At 61.8% G+C, this 20,460-nt stretch carries 19 protein-coding genes and 1 pseudogene; 12 read left to right on the forward strand and 8 right to left on the reverse strand.

All coding sequences use genetic code 11. From position 1 onward, the window contains the following. Positions 1 to 109: pseudogene (locus AAFO90_RS15160) on the forward strand (IS5/IS1182 family transposase); the annotation flags it as partial. Positions 110 to 169: 60 nt separating this feature from the next. After that, on the forward strand, positions 170 to 1,051 hold the full coding sequence (locus tag AAFO90_RS15165) for a LysR family transcriptional regulator (protein ID WP_065270780.1): 882 nt from the start codon (positions 170 to 172) through the stop codon (positions 1,049 to 1,051). A 96-nt stretch (positions 1,052 to 1,147) separates the two neighbouring features. Here the strand turns inward: AAFO90_RS15165 and AAFO90_RS15170 are convergent, their stop codons facing one another. After that, positions 1,148 to 2,104 carry an NADPH:quinone oxidoreductase family protein gene (locus AAFO90_RS15170; RefSeq protein ID WP_274832489.1) on the reverse strand — a complete coding sequence of 319 codons (957 nt, stop codon included), beginning with the start codon at positions 2,102 to 2,104 and terminating at the stop codon, positions 1,148 to 1,150. Between the two features lie 352 nt (positions 2,105 to 2,456). Between AAFO90_RS15170 and AAFO90_RS15175 the strand changes: the two genes are divergently transcribed. From AAFO90_RS15175 to AAFO90_RS15185, 3 genes are all read left to right on the forward strand, one after another. Continuing rightward, positions 2,457 to 2,837: a helix-turn-helix transcriptional regulator gene (locus tag AAFO90_RS15175; RefSeq protein WP_065270778.1), complete on the forward strand. Its 381-nt coding sequence runs from the start codon at positions 2,457 to 2,459 to the stop codon at positions 2,835 to 2,837. Between the two features lie 65 nt (positions 2,838 to 2,902). After that, the gene (hisN, locus tag AAFO90_RS15180) at positions 2,903 to 3,694 is read left to right on the forward strand and encodes a histidinol-phosphatase (protein WP_274828344.1); all 792 of its coding nucleotides are present in this window, start codon (positions 2,903 to 2,905) and stop codon (positions 3,692 to 3,694) included. Positions 3,695 to 3,830: 136 nt separating this feature from the next. Then, positions 3,831 to 5,171 (forward strand): 8-oxoguanine deaminase, encoded by a 1,341-nt coding sequence (locus AAFO90_RS15185; RefSeq protein WP_274835737.1) that lies wholly within the window; start codon positions 3,831 to 3,833, stop codon positions 5,169 to 5,171. Positions 5,172 to 5,197: 26 nt separating this feature from the next. On the opposite strand, the gene guaD is transcribed toward AAFO90_RS15185, so the two are convergent. Beyond that, positions 5,198 to 6,484, reverse strand: a complete 1,287-nt coding sequence (gene guaD, locus AAFO90_RS15190) for a guanine deaminase (protein ID WP_274839544.1) — start codon at positions 6,482 to 6,484, stop codon at positions 5,198 to 5,200. Positions 6,485 to 6,619: 135 nt separating this feature from the next. On the opposite strand from guaD, the gene mgtE reads away from it, so the two are divergent. From mgtE to AAFO90_RS15210, 4 genes are all read left to right on the forward strand, one after another. Beyond that, the gene (gene mgtE, locus AAFO90_RS15195; RefSeq protein WP_065270774.1) at positions 6,620 to 8,008 is read left to right on the forward strand and encodes a magnesium transporter; all 1,389 of its coding nucleotides are present in this window, start codon (positions 6,620 to 6,622) and stop codon (positions 8,006 to 8,008) included. Between the two features lie 28 nt (positions 8,009 to 8,036). Then, positions 8,037 to 8,600 carry a 5-formyltetrahydrofolate cyclo-ligase gene (locus tag AAFO90_RS15200; protein WP_347509903.1) on the forward strand — a complete coding sequence of 188 codons (564 nt, stop codon included), beginning with the start codon at positions 8,037 to 8,039 and terminating at the stop codon, positions 8,598 to 8,600. Between the two features lie 106 nt (positions 8,601 to 8,706). Then, positions 8,707 to 9,522 (forward strand): TIGR00282 family metallophosphoesterase, encoded by an 816-nt coding sequence (locus AAFO90_RS15205; protein WP_347509904.1) that lies wholly within the window; start codon positions 8,707 to 8,709, stop codon positions 9,520 to 9,522. Between the two features lie 179 nt (positions 9,523 to 9,701). Beyond that, the gene (locus tag AAFO90_RS15210; protein WP_347509905.1) at positions 9,702 to 11,480 is read left to right on the forward strand and encodes an SLC13 family permease; all 1,779 of its coding nucleotides are present in this window, start codon (positions 9,702 to 9,704) and stop codon (positions 11,478 to 11,480) included. A 7-nt stretch (positions 11,481 to 11,487) separates the two neighbouring features. Here AAFO90_RS15210 and AAFO90_RS15215 read toward each other — a convergent pair whose 3' ends face one another. Then, complete coding sequence (locus AAFO90_RS15215) at positions 11,488 to 13,263, reverse strand: SLC13 family permease (RefSeq protein ID WP_347509906.1); 1,776 nt, start codon at positions 13,261 to 13,263, stop codon at positions 11,488 to 11,490. Positions 13,264 to 13,513: 250 nt separating this feature from the next. On the opposite strand from AAFO90_RS15215, the gene AAFO90_RS15220 reads away from it, so the two are divergent. Then, complete coding sequence (locus AAFO90_RS15220) at positions 13,514 to 14,254, forward strand: YebC/PmpR family DNA-binding transcriptional regulator (protein WP_065270771.1); 741 nt, start codon at positions 13,514 to 13,516, stop codon at positions 14,252 to 14,254. 85 nt (positions 14,255 to 14,339) lie between these two features. Here AAFO90_RS15220 and AAFO90_RS15225 read toward each other — a convergent pair whose 3' ends face one another. The 4 genes from AAFO90_RS15225 to AAFO90_RS15240 all read right to left on the reverse strand — a co-directional run bounded on the left by AAFO90_RS15225 (position 14,340) and on the right by AAFO90_RS15240 (position 17,954). Further along, entirely contained in the window at positions 14,340 to 15,371 is a 1,032-nt protein-coding gene (locus tag AAFO90_RS15225) for a DUF1036 domain-containing protein (RefSeq protein WP_065270770.1), read from the reverse strand. A gap of 119 nt (positions 15,372 to 15,490) precedes the next feature. Beyond that, positions 15,491 to 16,339: a hypothetical protein gene (locus AAFO90_RS15230; RefSeq protein ID WP_347509907.1), complete on the reverse strand. Its 849-nt coding sequence runs from the start codon at positions 16,337 to 16,339 to the stop codon at positions 15,491 to 15,493. Between the two features lie 13 nt (positions 16,340 to 16,352). Continuing rightward, positions 16,353 to 17,045 carry a nitroreductase family protein gene (locus AAFO90_RS15235; protein ID WP_274832497.1) on the reverse strand — a complete coding sequence of 231 codons (693 nt, stop codon included), beginning with the start codon at positions 17,043 to 17,045 and terminating at the stop codon, positions 16,353 to 16,355. A 21-nt stretch (positions 17,046 to 17,066) separates the two neighbouring features. Next, on the reverse strand, positions 17,067 to 17,954 hold the full coding sequence (locus AAFO90_RS15240) for a LysR family transcriptional regulator ArgP (RefSeq protein WP_347509908.1): 888 nt from the start codon (positions 17,952 to 17,954) through the stop codon (positions 17,067 to 17,069). Between the two features lie 96 nt (positions 17,955 to 18,050). On the opposite strand from AAFO90_RS15240, the gene AAFO90_RS15245 reads away from it, so the two are divergent. After that, positions 18,051 to 18,656 carry a LysE/ArgO family amino acid transporter gene (locus AAFO90_RS15245; RefSeq protein ID WP_347509909.1) on the forward strand — a complete coding sequence of 202 codons (606 nt, stop codon included), beginning with the start codon at positions 18,051 to 18,053 and terminating at the stop codon, positions 18,654 to 18,656. A 113-nt stretch (positions 18,657 to 18,769) separates the two neighbouring features. After that, positions 18,770 to 19,690 carry a DMT family transporter gene (locus AAFO90_RS15250; protein ID WP_274828356.1) on the forward strand — a complete coding sequence of 307 codons (921 nt, stop codon included), beginning with the start codon at positions 18,770 to 18,772 and terminating at the stop codon, positions 19,688 to 19,690. Positions 19,691 to 19,720: 30 nt separating this feature from the next. Here AAFO90_RS15250 and betI read toward each other — a convergent pair whose 3' ends face one another. Continuing rightward, on the reverse strand, positions 19,721 to 20,296 hold the full coding sequence (betI, locus tag AAFO90_RS15255; RefSeq protein WP_065270764.1) for a transcriptional regulator BetI: 576 nt from the start codon (positions 20,294 to 20,296) through the stop codon (positions 19,721 to 19,723). Between the last annotated feature and the right edge of the window lie 164 nt (positions 20,297 to 20,460).

Genomic DNA, 20,460 nt, shown 5'->3' on the forward strand with positions numbered 1-20,460 from the left:
CTTCGCAAAGATCAAGGAATTCAGAGCCATAGCGACCCGCTACGAAAAGACAACGTCCAGCTACGCCGCCAATTGGCATCTCGCGGCTGCCATCATCGCCTCACGATGAATGTCCACAGACCCTAATATTGGAAACGAATGTTTTTGATATCTTCCATCAGAGGTCGTGATGATTAGAAATTTGGACCTGACGACGCTGCGCTCATTTGTGGCAGTGGCAGACAACGGTGGCGTGACACGCGCAGCAGGTTTTTTGCATCTCACTCAATCGGCGGTTTCGATGCAGTTGAAACGGCTGGAGGAGTTGCTGGGGCTTGAACTGCTGGACCGGTCGGGGCGCTCCATTGCCCTGACCCCATCGGGGGAACAGCTGCTCGGTTATGCTCGCCGCATGGTCGCGCTCAATGACGAGGTGATCACCCGGCTGACCGATCAGGCTTTTGAAGGTGAGGTTGTTCTGGGGGTGCCGCATGACGTGGTCTATCCGGTCATCCCGCGCGTACTACAGCGGTTCAACACCAGCTTTCCCCGCGTCAGCGTCAATCTGGTGACCTCGAATACCCGCGATCTGAAGGCCGGCTTCGCCAAGGGGGCCTATGACCTGATCCTGACAACCGAGGGAACTGCGGGCGAGGGCGGCGAGCCCATCCACGAAATGCCGCTGCGCTGGATCGGGGCGGTGAACGGCTCGGCCTGGCGGCAGCAGCCGCTGCGTCTTGGTTTTTGCCGCAACTGTATTTTCCGGGCCTCTGCAACCGCGGCACTGGATGAGGTTGGGATCGAGTGGGATATGGCGGTGGACAGCGAATCCGACCGCACGGTTGAGGCCACGGTAAGTGCTGACCTTGCCATTGGCGTTCTGCTGGAAGGTACCCAACCCGCTCATCAGGAGGTCATAGAACACGGTGGCGTGCTGCCTGCCTTGCCGGTGCAACAGATCAACCTCTATGGCGCGGATCGGGTGCGGGCCGAGTATGTTGGCGATCTTGCCAATATCATTCGGCAGGGATTTGCCGCTCTGCGTCCGGCGCAGTTGCGCGCAGCGGGCTGATCAAAGGGGCCGAGGGAATAAACGGCTCTCGAAAAGGGATGTGATCGCCATGGCCCTATAACCGTGCGATGGCGATTTCCCGGTTCTATTTACCTGTCACGGGGTAATAACGACCTTCCCGGTCGAGGCCCGGCTGCGCAGCAGCTCCATTCCTTCCGCGACCTGCGACAGTGGCAGGACGTGGCTGATATGCGGTTTGATCCGGCCTGCCGCGTGCCAGTCGAACAGAGTTGCAAAGGCCTGCTGAATGACCTCTGGCCGGGCTTTCATGTAGCCGCCGATATAAAAGCCGATCACGGTCAGGTTCTTGACCAGAAGATGATTGGCCGGGATCTGGGGCACTTCGCCGCTGGCAAACCCGATCGGTAGCAGCCGCCCGCAGGGATTGGTCGCCCTAAAGGCAGCTTTCCACACCGGGCCCCCGACCGCATCATAGACAACATCGGCGCCGCCCAGGTCCTTTACGATGCTGCGCAGATCCTCGCTGTCGTCGATCACGTGATCCGCTCCAGCGGCCCGGGCCACCTCCAGTTTGTCGGCGCCGCGCGCATGAGCAATAACGCGGGCGCCCATCAGCTTGCCAATCTCCACTGCGGTCAGCCCAACGCCTCCGGCAGCGCCGGTGACAAGCAGGGTTTCGCCCGGTTGCAACCGGGCGCAGTGATCCAGCGCCACCAGGCTGGTGCCATAGGCGATCTGCAGCGCGGCGGCGTGTTCAAAACTCATGCTGTCCGGAATGCGGACCGCGCGGCTGGCGTCAAACACACCTTCTTCAGCCAAGCCACCTTGACCGCAGAAGACTGCAACCCGGTCACCGATCTTGAACTCTGTTACCGTTTCTCCCAGTGCGGTTACCGTGCCAGAGACCTCCAAGCCCGGTACGAAGGGCAGGGTGGGGGTGTCCTGATAAGTGCCTTTCTGCATCAGCAGATCCGCGAAATTCAGCCCGCAGGCGGCGATCCTGACAGCGATCTGGCCTGCAGCCGGAGCCGGGCAGGCAATTTCGATCAGTTCCGGGGCGGCGTCGAAGGCGGTGACCTGATAAGCCTGCATGATGTCCTCTTGGTTTTTGCCGCGCGAAAGGTGATTCGTTGCGTGACTGTTTGACAACAGACGGCGCAAATTCACCTCGCTATTTATGGGGAGGCATTATTTCACATGTTGTTGGTCGCATTAGCATGACAAAATGATGCATGAAATCATGTATTTGGATATCTTCAACCGCGACTGACCTTTGTCGCACTTGAATTCAACCGTGGAGGTCGTAAGCTCAGCTGAGGGGTTGAGCCTCTGTCGCGGTTTTAGAAGGTCCGGTAACGCGGGCCAGTGTTGATATCCTGACGGATTTAGCAATCATCGCGGCTACTTGGGCGCGAACCACTTTGGTATAACTAGGAGATAGCACATGGCTCATCCTGTAGATGTGCATGTCGGCAAACGGATCCGTCACCGTCGCTGGCTAATTGGTATGACACAGCAGCAACTGGCCGAGAAAGTCGGCATCAAGTTCCAGCAAATTCAGAAATATGAAACCGGTGCCAACCGGGTCAGCGCCTCCCGCCTTTGGGATATTTCTGACGCGATGGACGTCCCGGTCAGTTTCTTCTTTGATGGTCTACAGGAAGAGGATAAGGCCCCTGCCGACAAGGCGGACAAGGCGTCGGTGCCTGAGGATCTGATGGGCGATAAAGAGGCCCTGGATCTGGTGCGTTCCTATTACGCGATCCCCGAGAACCAGCGCAGGCGATTGTTCGAGCTGGCCCGTGTGCTCAGCGACGCAGCCTGAAAGTGAAAAGACCCTTCGGGGTCTTTTTTCTTGAATAGCGTGCGGCCAGATGGCACCGCCATCGCATGACACAGAATCCTGATTCCGATTTGGACGTTGCGCAGAAGATGGCCGATGCGGCCGGCGCAGCGATCCTGCCGTATTTTCGCAGCGCCACTCTTGGAGCGGACAACAAGCTGGAGGACGGGTTCGATCCGGTCACCGTCGCTGATCGCGAGGCGGAACTCGCGATGCGGGCGGTGCTGGCGCAGCTGCGCCCTGATGATGGTATTCTGGGCGAGGAATTCGCTCCCGTCGAAGGCAGCTCTGGCCGGACCTGGGTTCTGGATCCTATCGATGGCACCCGCGGTTTCATAAGCGGCACGCCGACCTGGGGGGTGCTGATCGCCATGTCCGAGGCAGACGGCCCAGTGCTGGGCGTGATCGATCAGCCCTACACCGGCGAACGCTTTATCGGCGCGGCCGGGCTGGCGCAGATGACCGGGCCACAGGGAGCACGCGATCTGGCGACCCGCAACGGCACGGCGCTGGATCAGGCGATCCTTTTCACCACCTTTCCCGAAGTCGGCACCCCTGAAGAACGTGCCGGGTTCGAACGTGTCTCCGGAAAGGTCCGGCTGACGCGCTATGGCATGGATTGCTACGCCTATGCACTGCTGGCGGCGGGGCAGATCGATCTGGTGATCGAGGCAGGCCTCAACGCCTATGACGTGCAAGCTCCGATCGCAGTGATCCAGGCTGCAGGCGGTGTCGTAACTGATTGGGAGGGCGGCCCGGCTCATGAAGGCGGTCGGGTGCTGGCCGCCGCCAATGCCGAGTTGCACGCGGCGGCGCTGGCCCTTTTGAAAAACAGCTGATCAGGTCCCGTCCGGGGCTTGAGCGCGGCCATGGCAGTGCTGTATAGCACAGCCACGGCCCGAGTCCTTTACCCGTATTCTGTCGGGCCAGTTCACACTTCCAAAACCGAAACGGGTGACAAAGGAGTGTGAACCGATGCAGGAAATCCTGATTCAAAATGCGACCACCGTCATCACCATGGATGATGCGGGCCGCGTATTGCACGATGCAGATGTTCTGATCCGGGGCGGTCAGATTGCCGAGGTGGGGCAGGGGCTGCGCACGACAGGGCAGATCGTCTCTGGCCGGGGCTGCGTGGTGACGCCGGGCCTCGTCAATACGCACCACCATCTTTATCAGAACCTCACGCGCGCAGTGCCCGGGGCGCAGGACGCGCTGCTGTTTGGCTGGTTGCAACGGCTCTATCCGATCTGGGCGCGCTTTGGCCCGGAGGAGATGTTCGTCTCTGCCCAGCTGGGGCTGGTGGAACTGGCTCTCTCCGGCTGTACGCTCAGCTCTGATCATCTGTACCTTTATCCCAACGGCGCGCGGCTGGAGGATACCATCCATGCCGCCCGAGAGGTCGGTTTGCGGTTTCACCCCACACGCGGCGCCATGAGCATCGGGGAAAGCGACGGGGGATTGCCGCCGGATAGCTTGGTCGAGCAAGAGACGGCCATTCTTGAAGATATGATCCGCGTGGTTGATGGCTTTCACGATGCCTCTGAGGGCTCCATGTGCCGGGTGGGGCTTGCGCCCTGTTCGCCGTTTTCCGTCAGCCGCGAGTTGATGCGGGATGCGGCGCTGCTGGCGCGTGACAAGGGCGTGATGCTGCATACCCATCTGGCCGAAAACGATGAGGATATCGCCTATTCCGAAGCGCAGTTCGGCTGCCGCCCCGGGCAATATGCCGAGGAACTGGGCTGGACCGGCGATGACGTCTGGCACGCCCATTGCGTCAAGCTGGACGCGCAGGAGATCGATCTGTTTGCGCGCACCCGGACCGGCGTGGCGCATTGCCCCTGTTCCAATTGCCGCCTTGGCAGCGGCATTGCCCCGGTGCGGGCGATGCGCGATGCCGGGGTGCCGGTGGGGCTGGGCGTTGATGGCTCGGCCAGCAACGATATCGCCAACTTGATCGGCGAGGCGAGGCAGGCCATGCTGCTACAGAGGGTTGCGCAGGGCGCTGACGCCATGAGCGCCTATGAGGCGCTGGAAATCGCCACCCGTGGCGGCGCTGATATTCTGGGTCGTCCCGATTGCGGTCGGCTCAGCCCCGGCAAATGCGCCGACGTGGCAGTCTGGGATGTGACCGGTGTTGCTTCCAGCGGCAGCTGGGACCCGGCGGCCTTGCTGCTGGCCGGGCCGACACAGGTCAAGCATCTGTTCGTGGAAGGGCGTCAGATCATCTCTGCAGGCGAGGTCACCAGCCTTGATCTGCCACGGCTGATCGAACGCCATGGTCAGCTGGCCCGCGCCTTGGCCGAGAAGGCGTAACGAAGGGCTTCAGGCGGGGCGGGTCGTCAGACCTGCCGCCCGCCGATCCACACTTCGGACACAGCCCGGTCATCACCCATCATGATGGTGGCAAAGGCGGCCTCCCAGATGTCATCGGCGCGGGCGGCGCGCTGGGCGATGGCGGGGGTGGAGGCGAGATCGAGCACCACAAGATCGGCCTCCATGCCCGGGGCGACATTGCCAATCTTGTCTTCAAGCCGCAGCGCCGTGGCCGAGCCTTGCGTTGCCAGCCACAACAGCTGGGCTGCGTGCAGGGGCGTGCCGCGCAGCTGGCCGATCTCATAGGCTGCCGCCATGGTGCGCAGCATGGAAAAGCTGGATCCGCCGCCGGTGTCGGTGGCAAGGCCGATTCGCTGCCCTTCGGCCATCAGCCCGGCCATATCGAACAGCCCGGACCCAATGAAGGTGTTCGAGGTGGGGCAATGCACCAGCGCGGCGCCATGTTCGCGCAGCCGGTCACGTTCGCGCGGTTCCAGATGGATGGCATGCCCATAAAGGCCACGCGCGCCCAACAGGCCAAAGGCCTCGTAGGTGTCCAGATAATCGCGGGCATCCGGGAACAGATCCTTGACCCAGGCGATCTCATCCGTCTGTTCGCTGAGGTGGGTTTGCATCAGGCAGCTGGGGTTGGCGGCCCAGAGGGCGCCGATGGCCTCCAGTTGTTCAGGGGTAGAGGTGGGGGAGAACCGCGGCGTGATCGCATAATCCAGCCGGTCGACCCCGTGCCAGCGCGCGATCAGCGCGGCACTGTCGTCATAGGCAGACTGAACCGTATCCTGCAGCCCTTCTGGGGCGTTGCGGTCCATACAGGTTTTACCCGCCACAACCCGTTGCCCGCGCGCCTGCGCCGCCGTGAAGAAGGCATCGACGCTTTCGGGATGAATGGTGCAATAGCTGCAGACCGTGGTGGTGCCATGGGCAGCGGTTAGGTCCAGATAGCGGGCTGAGATCTCATCGGCATAGGCACGATCACCAAAGCGCATCTCCTCGGGGAAAGTATAGCTGTTCAGCCAGTCGATCAGCCGCTTGCCCCAGCTGGCAATGATGGCGGTCTGTGGATAGTGCACATGCGCATCGACGAAGCCGGCAAGAATCAGCTTCTCCCCGTGATCATGCAACGCGGCTGCGGGAAACCTCTGGCGCAGATCGTCAAAGCTGCCGACGGCGGCAATCTTCCCATCCTGCACGGCCACTGCCTCGCGCAGCCTTGCCGCTTCCTGCGGTGCCTCGGTGGCAAAGGGGGAGCCTTGAAAGGACAGGACCTGTCCCCGCAGGATGTGGGCGTTGCTCATGATGTGCTGTCCTTTCGTGCGAATTCACCGCGTGCAGGATACGCGCGGCGCGCGCGGCGGTAAATTGTGTCATTGTCATTGTTTTCCGGTAGCAGCTTCTTCTATTCATGGGACAAGCATCGGAAGGGGCAGCGTATGAGCACAGGCGACGAGACCATCGGGACCGACAAGGGCCAGGACGACGCCTATATGCTGGATCGCCGCCGCGTGGCGCAGATCCTTTATGCTGTGGATACCAACGACAAGGCCGAGCTGGCGAACCTGATGGAGCCGCTGCACGCGGCTGACATCGCCGACCTTCTGGAGCAGGTGAACGCCTATGATCGGGCCCGGCTGATCCGGCTTTATGACCGCGAATTCGACGGCGAAATCCTGTCAGAACTGGACGAGGCGATCCGCGAGGAAGTGATCGCGATCCTCAACCCGCAGGTTTTGGCTGAAGCAGTCCGGGATCTGGACAGCGACGATGTGGTCGACCTGCTGGAGGACCTTGAGGAGCCGCAGCAGGAAGCCATTCTCGACGCGCTGGAGGACTCCGACCGGGTCGCCATCGAACAATCGCTGAGCTACCCGGAAAACTCCGCCGGCCGCCTGATGCAGCGCGAAGTGGTGATGGCGCCGGAACACTGGACGGTTGGGCAGGCGATTGATTTCATGCGCGAAAGGTCGGACCTTCCAGCGCAGTTCTATCACGTGGTCATGGTCAGTCCGCGCCTGCATCCGGTGGGCAATGTCACCCTTGGCCGGATCATGTCGGCCCGACGCGAGGTACCGCTTACCGATCTCAGGGAAGAAACCTTCCAGGTCATTCCCGCCGATCAGGACGAGGAAGACGTGGCCTATGCCTTTAACCAGTATCACCTGATTTCGGCCCCGGTGGTCGATGACGAGGGGCGTCTTGTGGGTGTCATCACCATCGACGATGCCATGGCGGTTCTGGATGAAGAGCACGAAGAAGACATCCTTCGCCTGGCCGGTGTCGGCGAAGGCAGCCTGTCGGACCGGGTGATTGACACCACCAAGCGGCGGTTCCCCTGGCTGGCGGTCAACCTCGTAACAGCGGTGCTGGCGTCGATGGTGATTTCAATGTTCGAAGATACCATCGCCCGGTTCGTGGCCCTCGCCGTGCTTATGCCCATCGTGGCCTCGATGGGCGGCAATGCCGGCACCCAATCGCTGACGGTGGCGGTGCGTGCGCTGGCCACACGCGACCTGACAGGATCAAACGTCTGGCGGGTGATCCGGCGTGAGGTTCTGGTGGGGCTGGTCAACGGTCTGATCTTTGCCGTTGTGATGGGCTGTGTCGGGCTGTTGTGGTTCGGCTCGCCGCAGCTTGGCGCGGTGATTGGCGTCGCGATGGTCATCAATCTGGTCGTGGCAGGCCTCGCCGGGACCGTGGTGCCGGTTATGCTGGAAAAAATGAATGTGGACCCGGCACTTGCCTCGGGGGCTTTTGTGACGACGGTGACCGATATCGTTGGATTCTTTGCCTTCCTCGGTCTGGCCGGGCTGGTTCTTCTCTAGGCATTCAATCCCGGCAAAGGAGGGAGCAATGGCGGATCTGGCAGCGATCAAGGCACAAGCGCGCAAGGCGGCCTTTGCCCGGCGTAAAGAGGCCTTTGATATGGGCAAACCCGGCGCGGCCGGACATCTGTCCGAGGTGCTGGCCGGGTATCGCGGTGTTCCATTGTCCGGATACATGCCGATCCGCACCGAAATCGATCCGCTGCCTGCCATGGCCGAAGCCGCGGCTCATGGTGTGGTCGGCGTACCGGTGATCGAAGGTGCAGGTCTGCCCTTGCGGTTCAGCCGCTGGCAACCCGATGCGCCGCTGCGTGAAGGACCATTCGGCGCGATGGTGCCTGCGGTGGATGACTTCTTTGAACCCGAAATCCTGATCGTGCCGCTGGTGGCCTTTGATCGGTCCGGCGGGCGGCTTGGCTATGGCGGCGGCTTTTACGATCGCACGCTGGAGCTCTTGCGCAGCAAGCGGGCGACGCTGGCCATCGGCTTTGCCTTTGATGCGCAGGAGGCGGAAGATCTGCCGCTGGAGCCGACCGATCAGCCGCTTGACATGATCGTGACCGAAAGCCGTATCCTCCAGTTTTCCCGATAAGGAGGGGGCTTAGGCTGCGTTGTTTCAGTGGGGTTTGGCGCGAAAAACAGCGCAATAAACGTCCAGAGGGCTTGTTCCCTGCCGCAGCGCCGCCTAGGACTGAGCCATGAGAATTCTGTTTCTAGGCGATGTGATGGGCCGCGCGGGGCGCCGTGCCATCACCGAAAACCTGCCGCGACTGCGCAAGGAGTGGCGGCTGGATTTTGTTGTGGTCAACGGCGAGAACGCGTCGAATGGCATGGGGCTCAGCGGCGATCACGCCAAGCTTCTGCTTGATGCCGGGGCCGATTGTCTGACCCTTGGCGATCATGCCTTTGATCAAAAGGACATGATGCAGTTCATCGAAAAGGAACCGCGCATCATCCGGCCACTGAATTTTGCAAAAGGCGCACCGGGGCGGGGGCACCGCCTGTTCGACGCGCCCGGCGGGCGCAAGGTGCTGGTAACGCAGGCGCTGGGTCAGGTGTTCATGAAACGGGCCTATGACGATCCCTTTGGCGCTGTCGAAGGCGTGCTGAAGGCGCACCCGCGCGGCGGGCTGGCGCAGGCGGTGATCGTCGACATGCATTGCGAGGCGACCTCGGAAAAGATGGCGATGGGGCATTTCTGCAATGGCCGGGCCTCGCTGGTGGTCGGCACCCACACTCATGTCCCCACCGCTGATGCGCAGCTCCTGTCCGAAGGCACCGGTTATCTGACCGACGCGGGTATGTGCGGCGACTACAATTCCGTCATCGGCATGGATAAGGCCGAACCGATGCGCCGGTTCCTGACTGGCATGCCCAAAAGCCGCTTCACCCCGGCGGAAGGGGAGGCGACCCTGTCGGGTGTCTTTATCGTAACAGACGACCGCACCGGCGCGGCCAAGGAAATTCACATGGTCCGGGACGGTGGTCTGCTGCAAGGCGCGGCGCCGGTCTGATCCACTGACCTGTCGCTCCGGCCACCAAATGTGCATTGAAACCATCGTGAGATGCCAAATGCTTGTGGCCGGGGTGCAGAAGTGCTTGCCCCGCAATTTAGGATCGGGGACACTCTGTGCCGGTCTGGCATAATGGGCGGGACCGCAGCATCGCAAACCAGGTGGGATATTTGCCGCACATGCATGTCTTTCAAGTCGCTCAGAACGGCAGCGCCCTGATCACCCTTCTGATCGTCGCACTGATGTTTCTGGCCTTTCTGAAGGAAACCTACCCGACCGAGGTGGTGGCCCTCGCTGGGGTGTCTCTGATGCTGATCACCGGCGTTCTGCCTTATGATGCGGCGCTGCCGGTGCTTTCCAACCCGGCGCCGTGGACGATTGCGGCGATGTTCATCATCATGGGGGCCTTGGTGCGCACCGGGGCGCTGGATGCCTTTACCGCGATTGCCCGCAAACAGGCCGAGGTCAGCCCCAAGCTGGCCGTTGCCATGTTGATGGCCTTCGTCGTGGGCGCCTCTGCTATCGTCTCCAACACGCCGGTCGTGGTGGTTATGATCCCGGTGTTCATCCAGATCTCCCGCACGCTGGATGTCTCGGCCTCCAAGATGCTGATCCCGCTCAGCTATGCGGCGATCCTGGGTGGCACGCTGACGCTGATCGGTACCTCGACCAACCTCTTGGTGGATGGTGTGGCCCGGGCACAGGGTTTGGCGGCTTTCAGCATTTTCGAAGTCACGCCGCTAGGGGTCATTCTTGTGATCTGGGGCATGGTCTACTTGCGCTTCATCGCGCCGCGACTGCTGCCGGACCGGGATAACCTGGCCAACCTGCTGAGCGACCGTTCGAAGATGAAATTCTTTACCGAGGCTGTCATTCCCCCCGAAAGCAACCTGATCGGCCGTGAGGTTTCCGGCGTTCAGCTGTTCAAGCGTCCGGGCGTACGCCTGATCGACGTCATCCGCGGCGATGTCTCGCTGCGGCGGAACCTCAAGGGTGTCGAACTGCAGGTCGGGGATCGGGTGGTGCTGCGCACACAGATGACCGAACTTCTGAGCCTGCAAAGCAATAAAGAGCTGAAGCGCGTCGATCAGGTGTCAGCGGTGGAGACCAAGACTGTCGAGGTTCTGATCACCCCCGGTTGCCGTTTGGTCGGGCGCTCGCTGGGTGCCATGCGCCTGCGTCGCCGCTACGGTGTTTATGTGCTGGCGGTGCACCGGCGCAATCAGAACATCGGTGTGCAGCTCGACGATCTGGTGGTACGGGTCGGAGATACCCTGCTGCTGGAAGGCGCCCCAGCGGATATTCAGCGTCTGGCGGCAGACACCGATATGGCCGATGTCTCTCAGCCGACGCAGCGGGCCTATCGCCGCAGCCACGCACCCCTTGCGATTGCTGCGCTCCTGGGGATCGTGCTGCTGGCCGCGCTGGGCGTTGCGCCGATCCTGCTGCTGTCGGTTGTCGCGGTTGCGCTGGTGCTGGTCAGCCGCTGCATCGACGCGGATGAGGCGTTTTCCTTTGTCGACGGGCGGCTATTGGCGCTGATTTTCTCGATGCTGGCGATTGGCGCTGCGCTGGAAAGCTCGGGCGCGGTTGCGCTGATCGTCAATGCCATCGCACCGGGCCTGTCCGGCCTGCCGCCCTTCCTGCTGGTCTGGGCGGTCTATCTGCTGACGTCGGTGCTGACCGAGCTGGTGTCGAACAATGCGGTGGCGGTCGTGGTGACCCCCATCGCAATCGGGCTTGCCCAGGCGATGGGGCTGGATCCGCGTCCGCTGGTTGTTGCGGTGATGGTGGCAGCCTCGGCGTCCTTTGCGACGCCCATCGGCTATCAGACCAATATGCTGGTCTATGGTCCCGGCGGCTACAAGTTCACCGACTTCCTGCGCGTCGGCATTCCGCTGAACCTCAGCATCGGCCTGCTGGCCTCGGCCCTTATCCCGCTGTTCTGGCCTCTTTGAGGCGCGATTACATCGGCCAGAAGAACAGGATGGCCGGGATCGAAACCGCGATCACTAGGATTTCCAGCGGCAGGCCCATGCGCCAGTAATCGCCGAAATGATAGCCACCGGGACCAAGCACCAGCGTGTTGTTCTTGTGGCCGATGGGAGTCAGAAACGCCGCAGAGGCCGCCACTGCGACCGCCATCAGGAAGGGGTCTGGGGAGACATTCAGCGCCGTTGCCATCTGGATACCCACCGGGGCCGCAACAATGGCCGTGGCCGTGTTGTTCAGCACATCTGACAGCGTCATTGTGACCACCATCAGTACGGTCAGGATCGCCCAGGCAGGCAGGCCCTCGGTCAGGCCGATCAGGCCGTTGGCGATCAGCTGGGTACCGCCGGAACTGTCGAGTGCGGCGCCGAGTGGGATCATCGAGCCCAGAAGAACGACCACAGGCCATTCGACGTGATCATAGATCTCCGCCACCGGCAGGATCTTGGTCAGCACATAGGCAATCGCCACCAACCCGAGCGCCACTGGCAGGTAGACAAGGCCAACCGAGGCCGCCGCTACAGCCGCGGCAAACAGGCCGATGGCCATCCATGTTTTATCATTGGCGGTGACGGATAGGCCCCGTTGGGCCAGTGGCAGGCAGCCAAGCCATTCGGTCACATCGGCGCTGCGGTCGCGTGGGCAGAGCAGCAACAGGATATCGCCCGGCTCGATGGTGGTCTGGCGGATATGGCTGGTCAGGCGCCGCCCTTGCCGGGAAATGCCCAACAGGACCGTGCTTTGCCGCCAGGCAAGGCCTACGGCCTGGGCGCTGCGCCCGTTGACGCGCGCGGTTTCCGGCACCACCACCTCGACCAGTTCCAGCCCTTCGCCCGCGGCGGTCAGCTTTTCCTGCCGTGCGGCATCGGCAAAATCAAGCGACAGCGCTGTGCGGAACTCGTCCAGCGCTTCGGGCGTGGCCTCGATCACCAGCGTGTCGGCGGCCCGCAGGCTGTATGCGGCGGCACGACCATAAAGCCGTTTGCCGTCCCGGATCAGGCCCAGAATCGCCACGTCCGCCTTTTCGGCCTCGCTGTCCAGCTCTCCCAGGCGCCTATCGATCAGGGGGGACTCGTCGGGCACTGTCAATTCGGCGATGTAATCGGCAATCTGCGCCTCTGACGCGCCGGCGGCGTTCTCGCGCTGCGGGATAAGGCGCCAGCCGATCAGGGCCACGAAGGCGAGACCGGCAACCGAGGCAACAAGGCCGACCGGGGCGAAGTCGAACATGTGGAAGGGCTCACCAAGGGTGTCTTGGCGGATCGAGGCGATGATGATGTTGGGCGGGGTGCCGATCAGCGTGACCATACCGCCAAGGATCGTTGCAAAACTCAGCGGCATCAGGCTCAGCCCCGGCGCGCGGCCCGCCTTGCGCGCGGTCTGGATATCCACCGGCATCAACAGGGCGAGCGCAGCAACATTGTTCATGAAGGCCGACAGGACCGCGCCGATCCCTCCCATCAAGCTGATATGCAGGCCCAGGGCGCGGCTGCTGTCGAACAGCGTGCGGGTGATCAGGAACACCGCGCCAGACCGCACCAACCCGGCAGAAACGATCAGCACCAGCGCCACCACCAGCGTCGCGGGATGGCCGAAACCGGCAAAGGCATCCTTGGCCGGGACGACGCCGATCACCACCGCCACCATCAGCGCTGAAAAGGCCACCAGATCATAGCGGTAGCGCCCCCAGAGCAGCATCCCGAAGACCGCTGCGAAGATGGTGAAAAGAATGCCTTGGTCAAATGTCATTGCTGCCTGTCCCTGGTTAAATCCGGCATGAAGCCCTGCAAACGCCGGGACAGTCATTCCGGTAATGGGGGCAGTGTCGCGCAAAGCTGCAGCCGATGCCAGCACTGGCCTGAAACCGGGGCGGATTTGTGTGCCTGAAGCTTTGAGGCGTGCTGCTGAGGTGGCTGTGGCACCAATCTCTTGCGGCCCGCGATGCAGGGCTGTATCAAACGCTCCGACAAGATCAATCGGTAGAAATGGAGGCTGGCGCATGGCAGGCCACTCAAAATGGGCGAATATTCAGCACCGCAAGGGTCGTCAGGACGCCGCGCGTTCAAAGCTTTTTTCCAAGCTGGCCAAGGAAATCACCGTGGCCGCGAAGATGGGCGACCCGGATCCTGAAAAGAACCCGCGCCTGCGTCTTGCGGTGAAGGAAGCCAAGAGCCAATCGGTCCCCAAGGACGTGATCGAACGCGCGATCAAAAAGGCGATCGGCGGCGATGCGGAAAACTATGACGAGATCCGCTATGAAGGCTACGGGCCGAACGGCGTGGCGGTGATCGTCGAGGCGATGACCGACAACAAGAACCGGACCGCTTCGACGGTGCGCTCGACCTTTACCAAGAACGGCGGCAACCTTGGCGAGACCGGCTCGGTCGGCTTCATGTTCGACCGCAAAGGTGAGGTGACCTATCCGGCTTCGGTTGGCGATGCGGACACCGTGATGATGGCCGCCATCGAAGCGGGCGCCGAGGATGTCGAAAGCTCGGAAGATGGTCATATCATCTACTGCGCCGACACCGATCTCAACGATGTCTCCAACGCGCTCGAAGCGGAGCTGGGCGAGTCTGAATCGACCAAGCTGATCTGGAAGCCGACCACCACCACCGAGCTGGACCTGGAAGGCATGCAGAAGCTGATGAAGCTGGTCGATGCGCTTGAAGATGACGACGATGTGCAGCGCGTCACCACCAACTTCGAAGCCTCGGACGAGGTCATGGCGCAGCTCTAACGCGGCTATAGAACCTTCGCAGTACAAGACAAAGGCCCGCCAATTTGGCGGGCCTTTTGCGGTTGGGTTCCCGTGGGCCGAAAGGTCAGTCCAGCTTGCGGTAGCTGAGGAAATTACCGCCGGGCAGATACATCAGGGTCATTTCGAAATCGGACATGCTGTCGATGGCATAGCAGTAGCTCTCGCCGGTCTCTTCCTCGCGCGCATAAAGGTAAGGGCCTGCGCCCTGAAAACTGTCACACCAGTCTGACACGGAAATATAGTCGCGTCCGGTGATTGCACCGTCATATGTGTTGTCGCGCTCAGACCCCAGAATGTTAAACTGGGAATTGGGATCATCGACCGAGTACCAACTGCCTTGCATCCGGTTCAGGATCGAATCCGCGTTGGTCCAGGGACGAATGGTGATATCGCGCAGCACAACATCCGCGCTGCGGTCGTAAATGGCTTCCAGATCGCCCTGAACCTCGATGGGCGTGCCGGGGTCCAGTTTCTCCATGATGGCAAAGACGAACTGTGGCGTGCGCCCGTCATCGGAGACGTAGAACTTGGTGCCGTCGGCGTGAAAGCTGCAGGTGCGGGCACCCTCATAGGTGCAGTCCTGCAGGTTGGCCATGTTGGAATAGGGTTCGCCATAGGTGCCGGCCGGGGCGGGGCCTGTGGCTGGAGCAGGTGCAGGTGGCGGAGGGGCGGGCTTCGGTGTGGTTTCGCTCTTGCTGGTGGAATTGTCCACCAGCGTCAGGGTGAACTGTTTCGCGGTCTTGCCGGTGTCCAGTTTGCGGAAGCCAGTGCTCTCATATCCCCGTGCAGCACACTCGGAATCTCCCGATATTGTGAAGGCCTGTGAGGTGGTGCAGAAGGTGAAATCACCGCTGGCAAAGGCCGAACCCGAAGAATTGGCACGGTAGTAATAGTAGCGATTCTTCAGATCCCCGCCGAGCGGCGTCTTGCAATCGCCCGCATCGATGTTCCACCAGCCCTTGGATACCCAGGTATCGCCATCGGCGTATCCGATCGCCACGCTGAGGCTGCGCCCGGCATCGTTGCAGATTTCAAGGCCTGCAAAGGCAGGAGCGGCAGAGAAGGCGAGGCATAAACCGGCAGTGACAAAGCGCATAACATATCCTGAATTTGAACGATTTCAGGCTAGGCACGGGGAATGCATCGCGCAAGAAAAACTGGTCTGTAACGTGTCAGCACCGTAAAAGGCACCGCAATTGTGGCGTTTTGAGCTTTTCAGTCGGCCCCGGCGGTGATCACGCCCGCCGCGCGCAGTTCCGCGTGCTCCGGTATCCAAAGGTCTGAGTTAGCCACCTCAAAGACCCTCTGCACAAACCCTTCGCTGATGCCCTGCTGCAGGAAAAAGGACAGGTCCTTCTCCTGCTCTTTCTTCAGGTCCAGTTGCGGCAGCCCGCCTTCGAACATCAGTGCATAGCCGTGAAATCCGAGCTGTCCCTTGGGGGCGAGGAGGCGCTCCTGCCCGGCGGCAAAGATCACTGTGCAGGCAGAGGCACAGAGGTCGGCAGCCTCGGTATCAAGGCCATGGGGCCGGATCAGCTTGGCCACGCCGCGCGCCTCGTAGATCAGCCCGCCGGGGCCGGTCAGATGCAGGGAGCGGACCTCTGGCGCCGCGTCCAGCGTTGCTGCTATGCGCCGGGTCAGCCCGTGGGTGATCTCGCCTGTAAAGATCAGCGTGCGGCCATCATCGGATAGGGTCAGACTATAGAGCTGCTGGCGCGCCTGTTCCTGCTGCTTGGCATAGGGCAGGGTCTCCACCTGTCCGGCGGTCAGCAAGGCGCCCCACCACTGCGTTAGTGTCGCAAATCCTGCAAACAATAGAACCAGATAGCTGCCCCAGACTGGCGCCATCGATCCGGTGCTGCGGATGTGCCCGTCCGTGCTGCGCAGCAAATCGCGGCTTTGCCAGGCCAGCAGCAGCCCATCTGCCGCGATCAACCCCCAAGCCAGGAATACGGGCAGCCAGAAGAAATGATTGAGGGCCAGCCAGACCAGCAGAACCCCGGCCCGTGGCAACACCAGGTGCAGGCCAAGGCTGCGGCGCAGAGAGGCTGGCCCGGGTGTCACGCCGGGCTTTCTGTCATTCGAAGACCTGGCAAATCTCCTCCAGAGGTTTTTTGAACTTGGCGACTGAGGGAACCATAGCATTTTCTGCCGGATGGCCTACAGCGATGATCATCGTAGGCTTTTCCGAGGCCGGGCGACCCAGGGCGCCATTGAGGAACTTCATCGGGTTCGGCGTGTGGGTCAGGCTGACCAGACCAGCGGTATGCAGCGCCGTCAGCAAAACGCCGGTGGCAATGTTCACGCTTTCGGGTACGTAGTAGTTCTTGTAACGGGTGCCGTCCGCAAACTCGCCCCAGCGCTGGGCGAAGACCACGATCAGCCAGGGCGCGATGGTCAGATGCGGTTTGTCTTCATTCGTGCCGATCGGCTCAAGCGCCTTGATCCATTCATCGCCAGCGCCGCCTGCATAGAACTTGCGTTCTTCTTCCTCAGCCTCGGCGCGGATCCGGGCCTTCAGTTCTGGGTTCGAAACGGCCGCAAAGAACCAGGGCTGGTGGTTGGCGCCCGATGGTGCGGTGCCCGCCGCCCGGATGCAGTCCTCGATCACCTGTCGGGGCACTGGCTGATCTGTGAAATCGCGCACCGTGTGGCGCCGCTGCATATGGGCGAGAAACTCAGTCGCCTTTTCCTGCATCTGCGCATCCGTGTACGCGGCCCGGTCGGGCAATGGCAGCGGATCATAGCTGAGAGAGTCTTGTGAAAACATGAGGGGTCTTTCCGATTGGTCTCAACGGTCTTGGGTCAAATGCCGTCGCGCTGATGTCTGCACAGACCGGGTGACCTCTGCAAGGGCAGGCGCCATCACCCGCGCCACCTGCCACGTGAGCGGAACCGGCAGGATTGTGTCGGGAATGAGTGGCACCAGACGCCCGCTGTGCAGCTCTTCCCCGATGATGGAAAGCGGGTTCATGCCCCAGCCGAGACCGGCCGCTGCGGCTTCGATGAAAGCCTGGGTGGAGGGCAGGTAATGCGCGGGTGGCGACAGCCGGGGCGCCACGTTCCGCTCCAGCCACTGCTGCTGCAGCCTGTCCTTTGCGTTAAAGATCATGCAGGGCGCATCGGCAGCGGCCTCTGGCGTGACGCCGTCTGGAAACCAGCGCGCCATGAAGTCCGGGCTGGCGGTTGCCGCATAGTCCAGCGTGCCGAGCGGGTAGGCATCGAACCCGGGCACGGGCCGGGTGCTGGCGGTGACCGCGGCTGAGACCTCGCCGCGCTTCAGCCAGTCGGCGCTGTGATCCTGATCGTCCACCAGGAGATCGAACAGCACGCCGTCAGTTCCGGCCATCGCGTCGATGAACCAGCTGGCAAGGCTGTCGGCATTGACCGCGATGCGCAGCCGTACCGGGGCCGTGCCGTTTTCCAGCGCCAGCTCCCGCGCCAGCTGCGCCTCAAGAAGGCCGATATCCTCGGCATGTTTGGCAATCCTCAGCCCCGCCGCCGTGCCGGTGCAGGGCGCGCCGCGCAGGACCAGTGCGATGCCGGTACGGTCCTCCAGCGCCTTGATCCGCTGTGAAATGGCCGAGGGCGTCACCCCAAGGGTATGGGCCGCTGCCTCGAACGAGCCATGGTGTAAAACGGCCCGGAGCGCGGAAAGGTGATTGGGGTCGAGTTGCATTAGCTGTGCTTAATCTGGGTTATCATAATTAATTGGATTATCCGGGCTGCGGCGCATAGTCAAAGCGCGAAGAGTTCCAGAAGAAAGACGCCCCGCATGTCAGCCAGCCTTGTTTCCGGATTTGCCCTTGGCTTTAGCCTGATCCTCGCGATCGGGGCGCAGAACGCATTTGTGCTGCGGCAAGGGTTGCGGCGGCAGCATGTGTTCTGGATTTGCCTGACCTGTGCAGGTTCGGACGCGGTTCTGATCTATGCCGGGGTTCTGGGGTTTGGATCGCTGACGCAGGCGCTGCCGGGGATCGAGACCATCATGCGCTTTGGCGGGGCCGCTTTCCTGATCTGGTATGGCGCGCGCAGTCTGCTGGCGGCCTGGCGCGGCGGCGCCGTGCTGGAGGCGGCGGGGCAAGGCAATCAAAGCGCGCCGCTGCTGCCGGTTCTGGCGACGGTGCTGGCGCTGACCTGGCTCAACCCGCATGTCTATCTCGATACGGTGGTTCTCTTGGGCACGATCTCGGCGCAGGATCCGGCGCCGCTGATCTTTGGCCTTGGGGCCGTTTTGGCAAGTTTCACGTTTTTCTTTTCCCTTGGATATGGCGCGGGTCTGCTGGCGCCTGTGTTTGCCAAGCCCCGGTCCTGGCAGGTGCTTGAGGCAGTTGTCGGGCTGACAATGTGGGCCATTGCAGCGAACCTCCTGTTGATCTGAGGGAGGGCAAGTGCTGGGCGAGGCAGAGCGCTTCGCGGGCAAGGGTGGATGCCGAAAATAATTGCCATGTTCAGGGTTGTACCCTTTGCCGTTTGGGTGTTCTGTCTGGCGTCATGAGTGATGCGCAGCAGACAAAAGACCGGGACACCAATCCCGTGATGGGCATTTTCTGGATGCTGGTGACCGGGCTGAACTTTGTCGCGGTTACCGCATTGGTCAAATACCTGGGCGGTCGGATCCCCCCTGCCGAATCCGCCTTCCTCAGATACCTTCTGGGGCTGGTGTTCCTGATCCCGATGATTGGCGCGCTGCGTCAGGCCAAGCTGACGCCCAAGCTGTGGGGACTGTTTGCTGGACGCGGCGTTCTGCATACGCTTGGGGTGATGCTGTGGTTTTTTTCCATGACACAGATCCCGCTGGCCGAGGTCACGGCGATGAATTACCTGGCGCCGGTCTATGTCACCATCGGGGCGGCTGTGTTTCTGGGGGAAAAACTGGCCCTGCGCCGGATCGCGGCGATCATCGCGGCTTTGATTGGTGCGCTGATCATCCTGCGGCCGGGGTTTCGGGAAATCTCCCCCGGGCATATCGCGATGCTGGCGGCAGCGGTGGTTTTTGGCGGCTCTTACCTCTTGGCCAAATTCACCGTGGACGGCACCAATCCGGTTGTGGTGGTGGCGATGCTGTCGCTGTGGGTGACGGCGGGGCTGGCGCCCTTTGCGGCGGCGGTCTGGGTGACGCCGACGCTGGCCGAGCTTGGCATTCTCTTTGCGGTGGCCTGTTTCGCCACGGCGGGGCACTACACGATGACGCTTGCCTTCTCGGCGGCGCCGGTTGCGGTGACGCAGCCGGTGACCTTCCTGCAGCTGATCTGGGCGACGCTTCTGGGCGCGCTGGTGTTTGACGAGGCGATCGACATCTGGGTGGTCTCGGGCGGCGCGCTGATCCTTGGAGCAATCAGTTTCATCACCTGGCGCGAGGCGGTTCTGAAGCGTCGCGCCATCACACCGCCGGTGCCTGCGACCAAGGTCTGAAGGTCCTGCCTGTAGGCAGTTTGGCCGGTCTTACGACAGGGCCAGGTCCACGACTCGGTGTGCCGCGCGCCGTGCGGCTTCGGGATCGACCGGACCTTCGGACTGCGCGGTCTGCAGCCAGACACCGTCCATATAGCACTGCAGGGCCTGCCGCGCGGTTTCAATCTCTGCCTCGGGCAGAAGATGCCGAAGTTCGGCCAGAAAATGGCTGCGCACCCGGGTCCTATTGATGCGGTGCAGCCGCGACAGGCGCGGCGAGTAGGGCGCATTGGCCCAGAACTGCATCCACAGGCTGCATTGCGTCACGGTGAACAGATTGTCGGAAAAGTTCGCATCCATCACCGCGTATAGCCGTTCTTTCGGCGTGCGCGCGGTGGCGTAGCCTTCGACCATGGCGGTCCGCAGCTTGCGCAACAGATGCCGCATCGTGGCTTCCATCAGCCCTTCCTTGGAGCCGAAGTAATAGTTGATCGACGCCGCCGAGGCTCCGGCTTCAGCGGCGATTTCGGCCATGGTCACAACACCATAACCGCGCTTGTGCACGGCAACGATGGTGGCTTCGATCAGCTCTTCGTTGCGGATATCTCGGATGCGTTTTCGTCCCATACCGCAGTTTTGCGTTACATGCGCGCCGGATACAAGCGATGTTATGTAGCTTCAATAACTTGTATGGCGGTACAAAAAAATGTTTGGCTTACCGGCAAGTCGTGGTAGGGCAGAACAGAACCGGGGTGCCGTGCAGATCGCGCGTGGCAGGACCCGCAGCAACA

The sequence above is a fragment of the Phaeobacter sp. CAU 1743 genome (assembly GCF_039839315.1).
In the GTDB taxonomy this organism is placed as follows: domain Bacteria; phylum Pseudomonadota; class Alphaproteobacteria; order Rhodobacterales; family Rhodobacteraceae; genus Phycobacter; species Phycobacter gallaeciensis_A.

Excerpts from the sequence above, each read along its gene's own strand:
- betI (WP_065270764.1), bottom strand. The coding sequence starts at position 20,296 with ATGGGACGAAAACGCATCCGAGATATCCGCAACGAAGAGCTGATCGAA.
- AAFO90_RS15165 (WP_065270780.1), top strand. The coding sequence starts at position 170 with ATGATTAGAAATTTGGACCTGACGACGCTGCGCTCATTTGTGGCAGTG.
- AAFO90_RS15215 (WP_347509906.1), bottom strand. The coding sequence starts at position 13,263 with ATGACATTTGACCAAGGCATTCTTTTCACCATCTTCGCAGCGGTCTTC.
- AAFO90_RS15170 (WP_274832489.1), bottom strand. The coding sequence starts at position 2,104 with ATGCAGGCTTATCAGGTCACCGCCTTCGACGCCGCCCCGGAACTGATC.
- hisN (WP_274828344.1), top strand. The coding sequence starts at position 2,903 with ATGACACAGAATCCTGATTCCGATTTGGACGTTGCGCAGAAGATGGCC.
- AAFO90_RS15175 (WP_065270778.1), top strand. The coding sequence starts at position 2,457 with ATGGCTCATCCTGTAGATGTGCATGTCGGCAAACGGATCCGTCACCGT.
- AAFO90_RS15205 (WP_347509904.1), top strand. The coding sequence starts at position 8,707 with ATGAGAATTCTGTTTCTAGGCGATGTGATGGGCCGCGCGGGGCGCCGT.
- guaD (WP_274839544.1), bottom strand. The coding sequence starts at position 6,484 with ATGAGCAACGCCCACATCCTGCGGGGACAGGTCCTGTCCTTTCAAGGC.
- AAFO90_RS15210 (WP_347509905.1), top strand. The coding sequence starts at position 9,702 with ATGCATGTCTTTCAAGTCGCTCAGAACGGCAGCGCCCTGATCACCCTT.
- AAFO90_RS15225 (WP_065270770.1), bottom strand. The coding sequence starts at position 15,371 with ATGCGCTTTGTCACTGCCGGTTTATGCCTCGCCTTCTCTGCCGCTCCT.
- AAFO90_RS15240 (WP_347509908.1), bottom strand. The coding sequence starts at position 17,954 with ATGCAACTCGACCCCAATCACCTTTCCGCGCTCCGGGCCGTTTTACAC.
- AAFO90_RS15245 (WP_347509909.1), top strand. The coding sequence starts at position 18,051 with ATGTCAGCCAGCCTTGTTTCCGGATTTGCCCTTGGCTTTAGCCTGATC.
- mgtE (WP_065270774.1), top strand. The coding sequence starts at position 6,620 with ATGAGCACAGGCGACGAGACCATCGGGACCGACAAGGGCCAGGACGAC.
- AAFO90_RS15200 (WP_347509903.1), top strand. The coding sequence starts at position 8,037 with ATGGCGGATCTGGCAGCGATCAAGGCACAAGCGCGCAAGGCGGCCTTT.
- AAFO90_RS15185 (WP_274835737.1), top strand. The coding sequence starts at position 3,831 with ATGCAGGAAATCCTGATTCAAAATGCGACCACCGTCATCACCATGGAT.
- AAFO90_RS15250 (WP_274828356.1), top strand. The coding sequence starts at position 18,770 with ATGAGTGATGCGCAGCAGACAAAAGACCGGGACACCAATCCCGTGATG.
- AAFO90_RS15235 (WP_274832497.1), bottom strand. The coding sequence starts at position 17,045 with ATGTTTTCACAAGACTCTCTCAGCTATGATCCGCTGCCATTGCCCGAC.
- AAFO90_RS15220 (WP_065270771.1), top strand. The coding sequence starts at position 13,514 with ATGGCAGGCCACTCAAAATGGGCGAATATTCAGCACCGCAAGGGTCGT.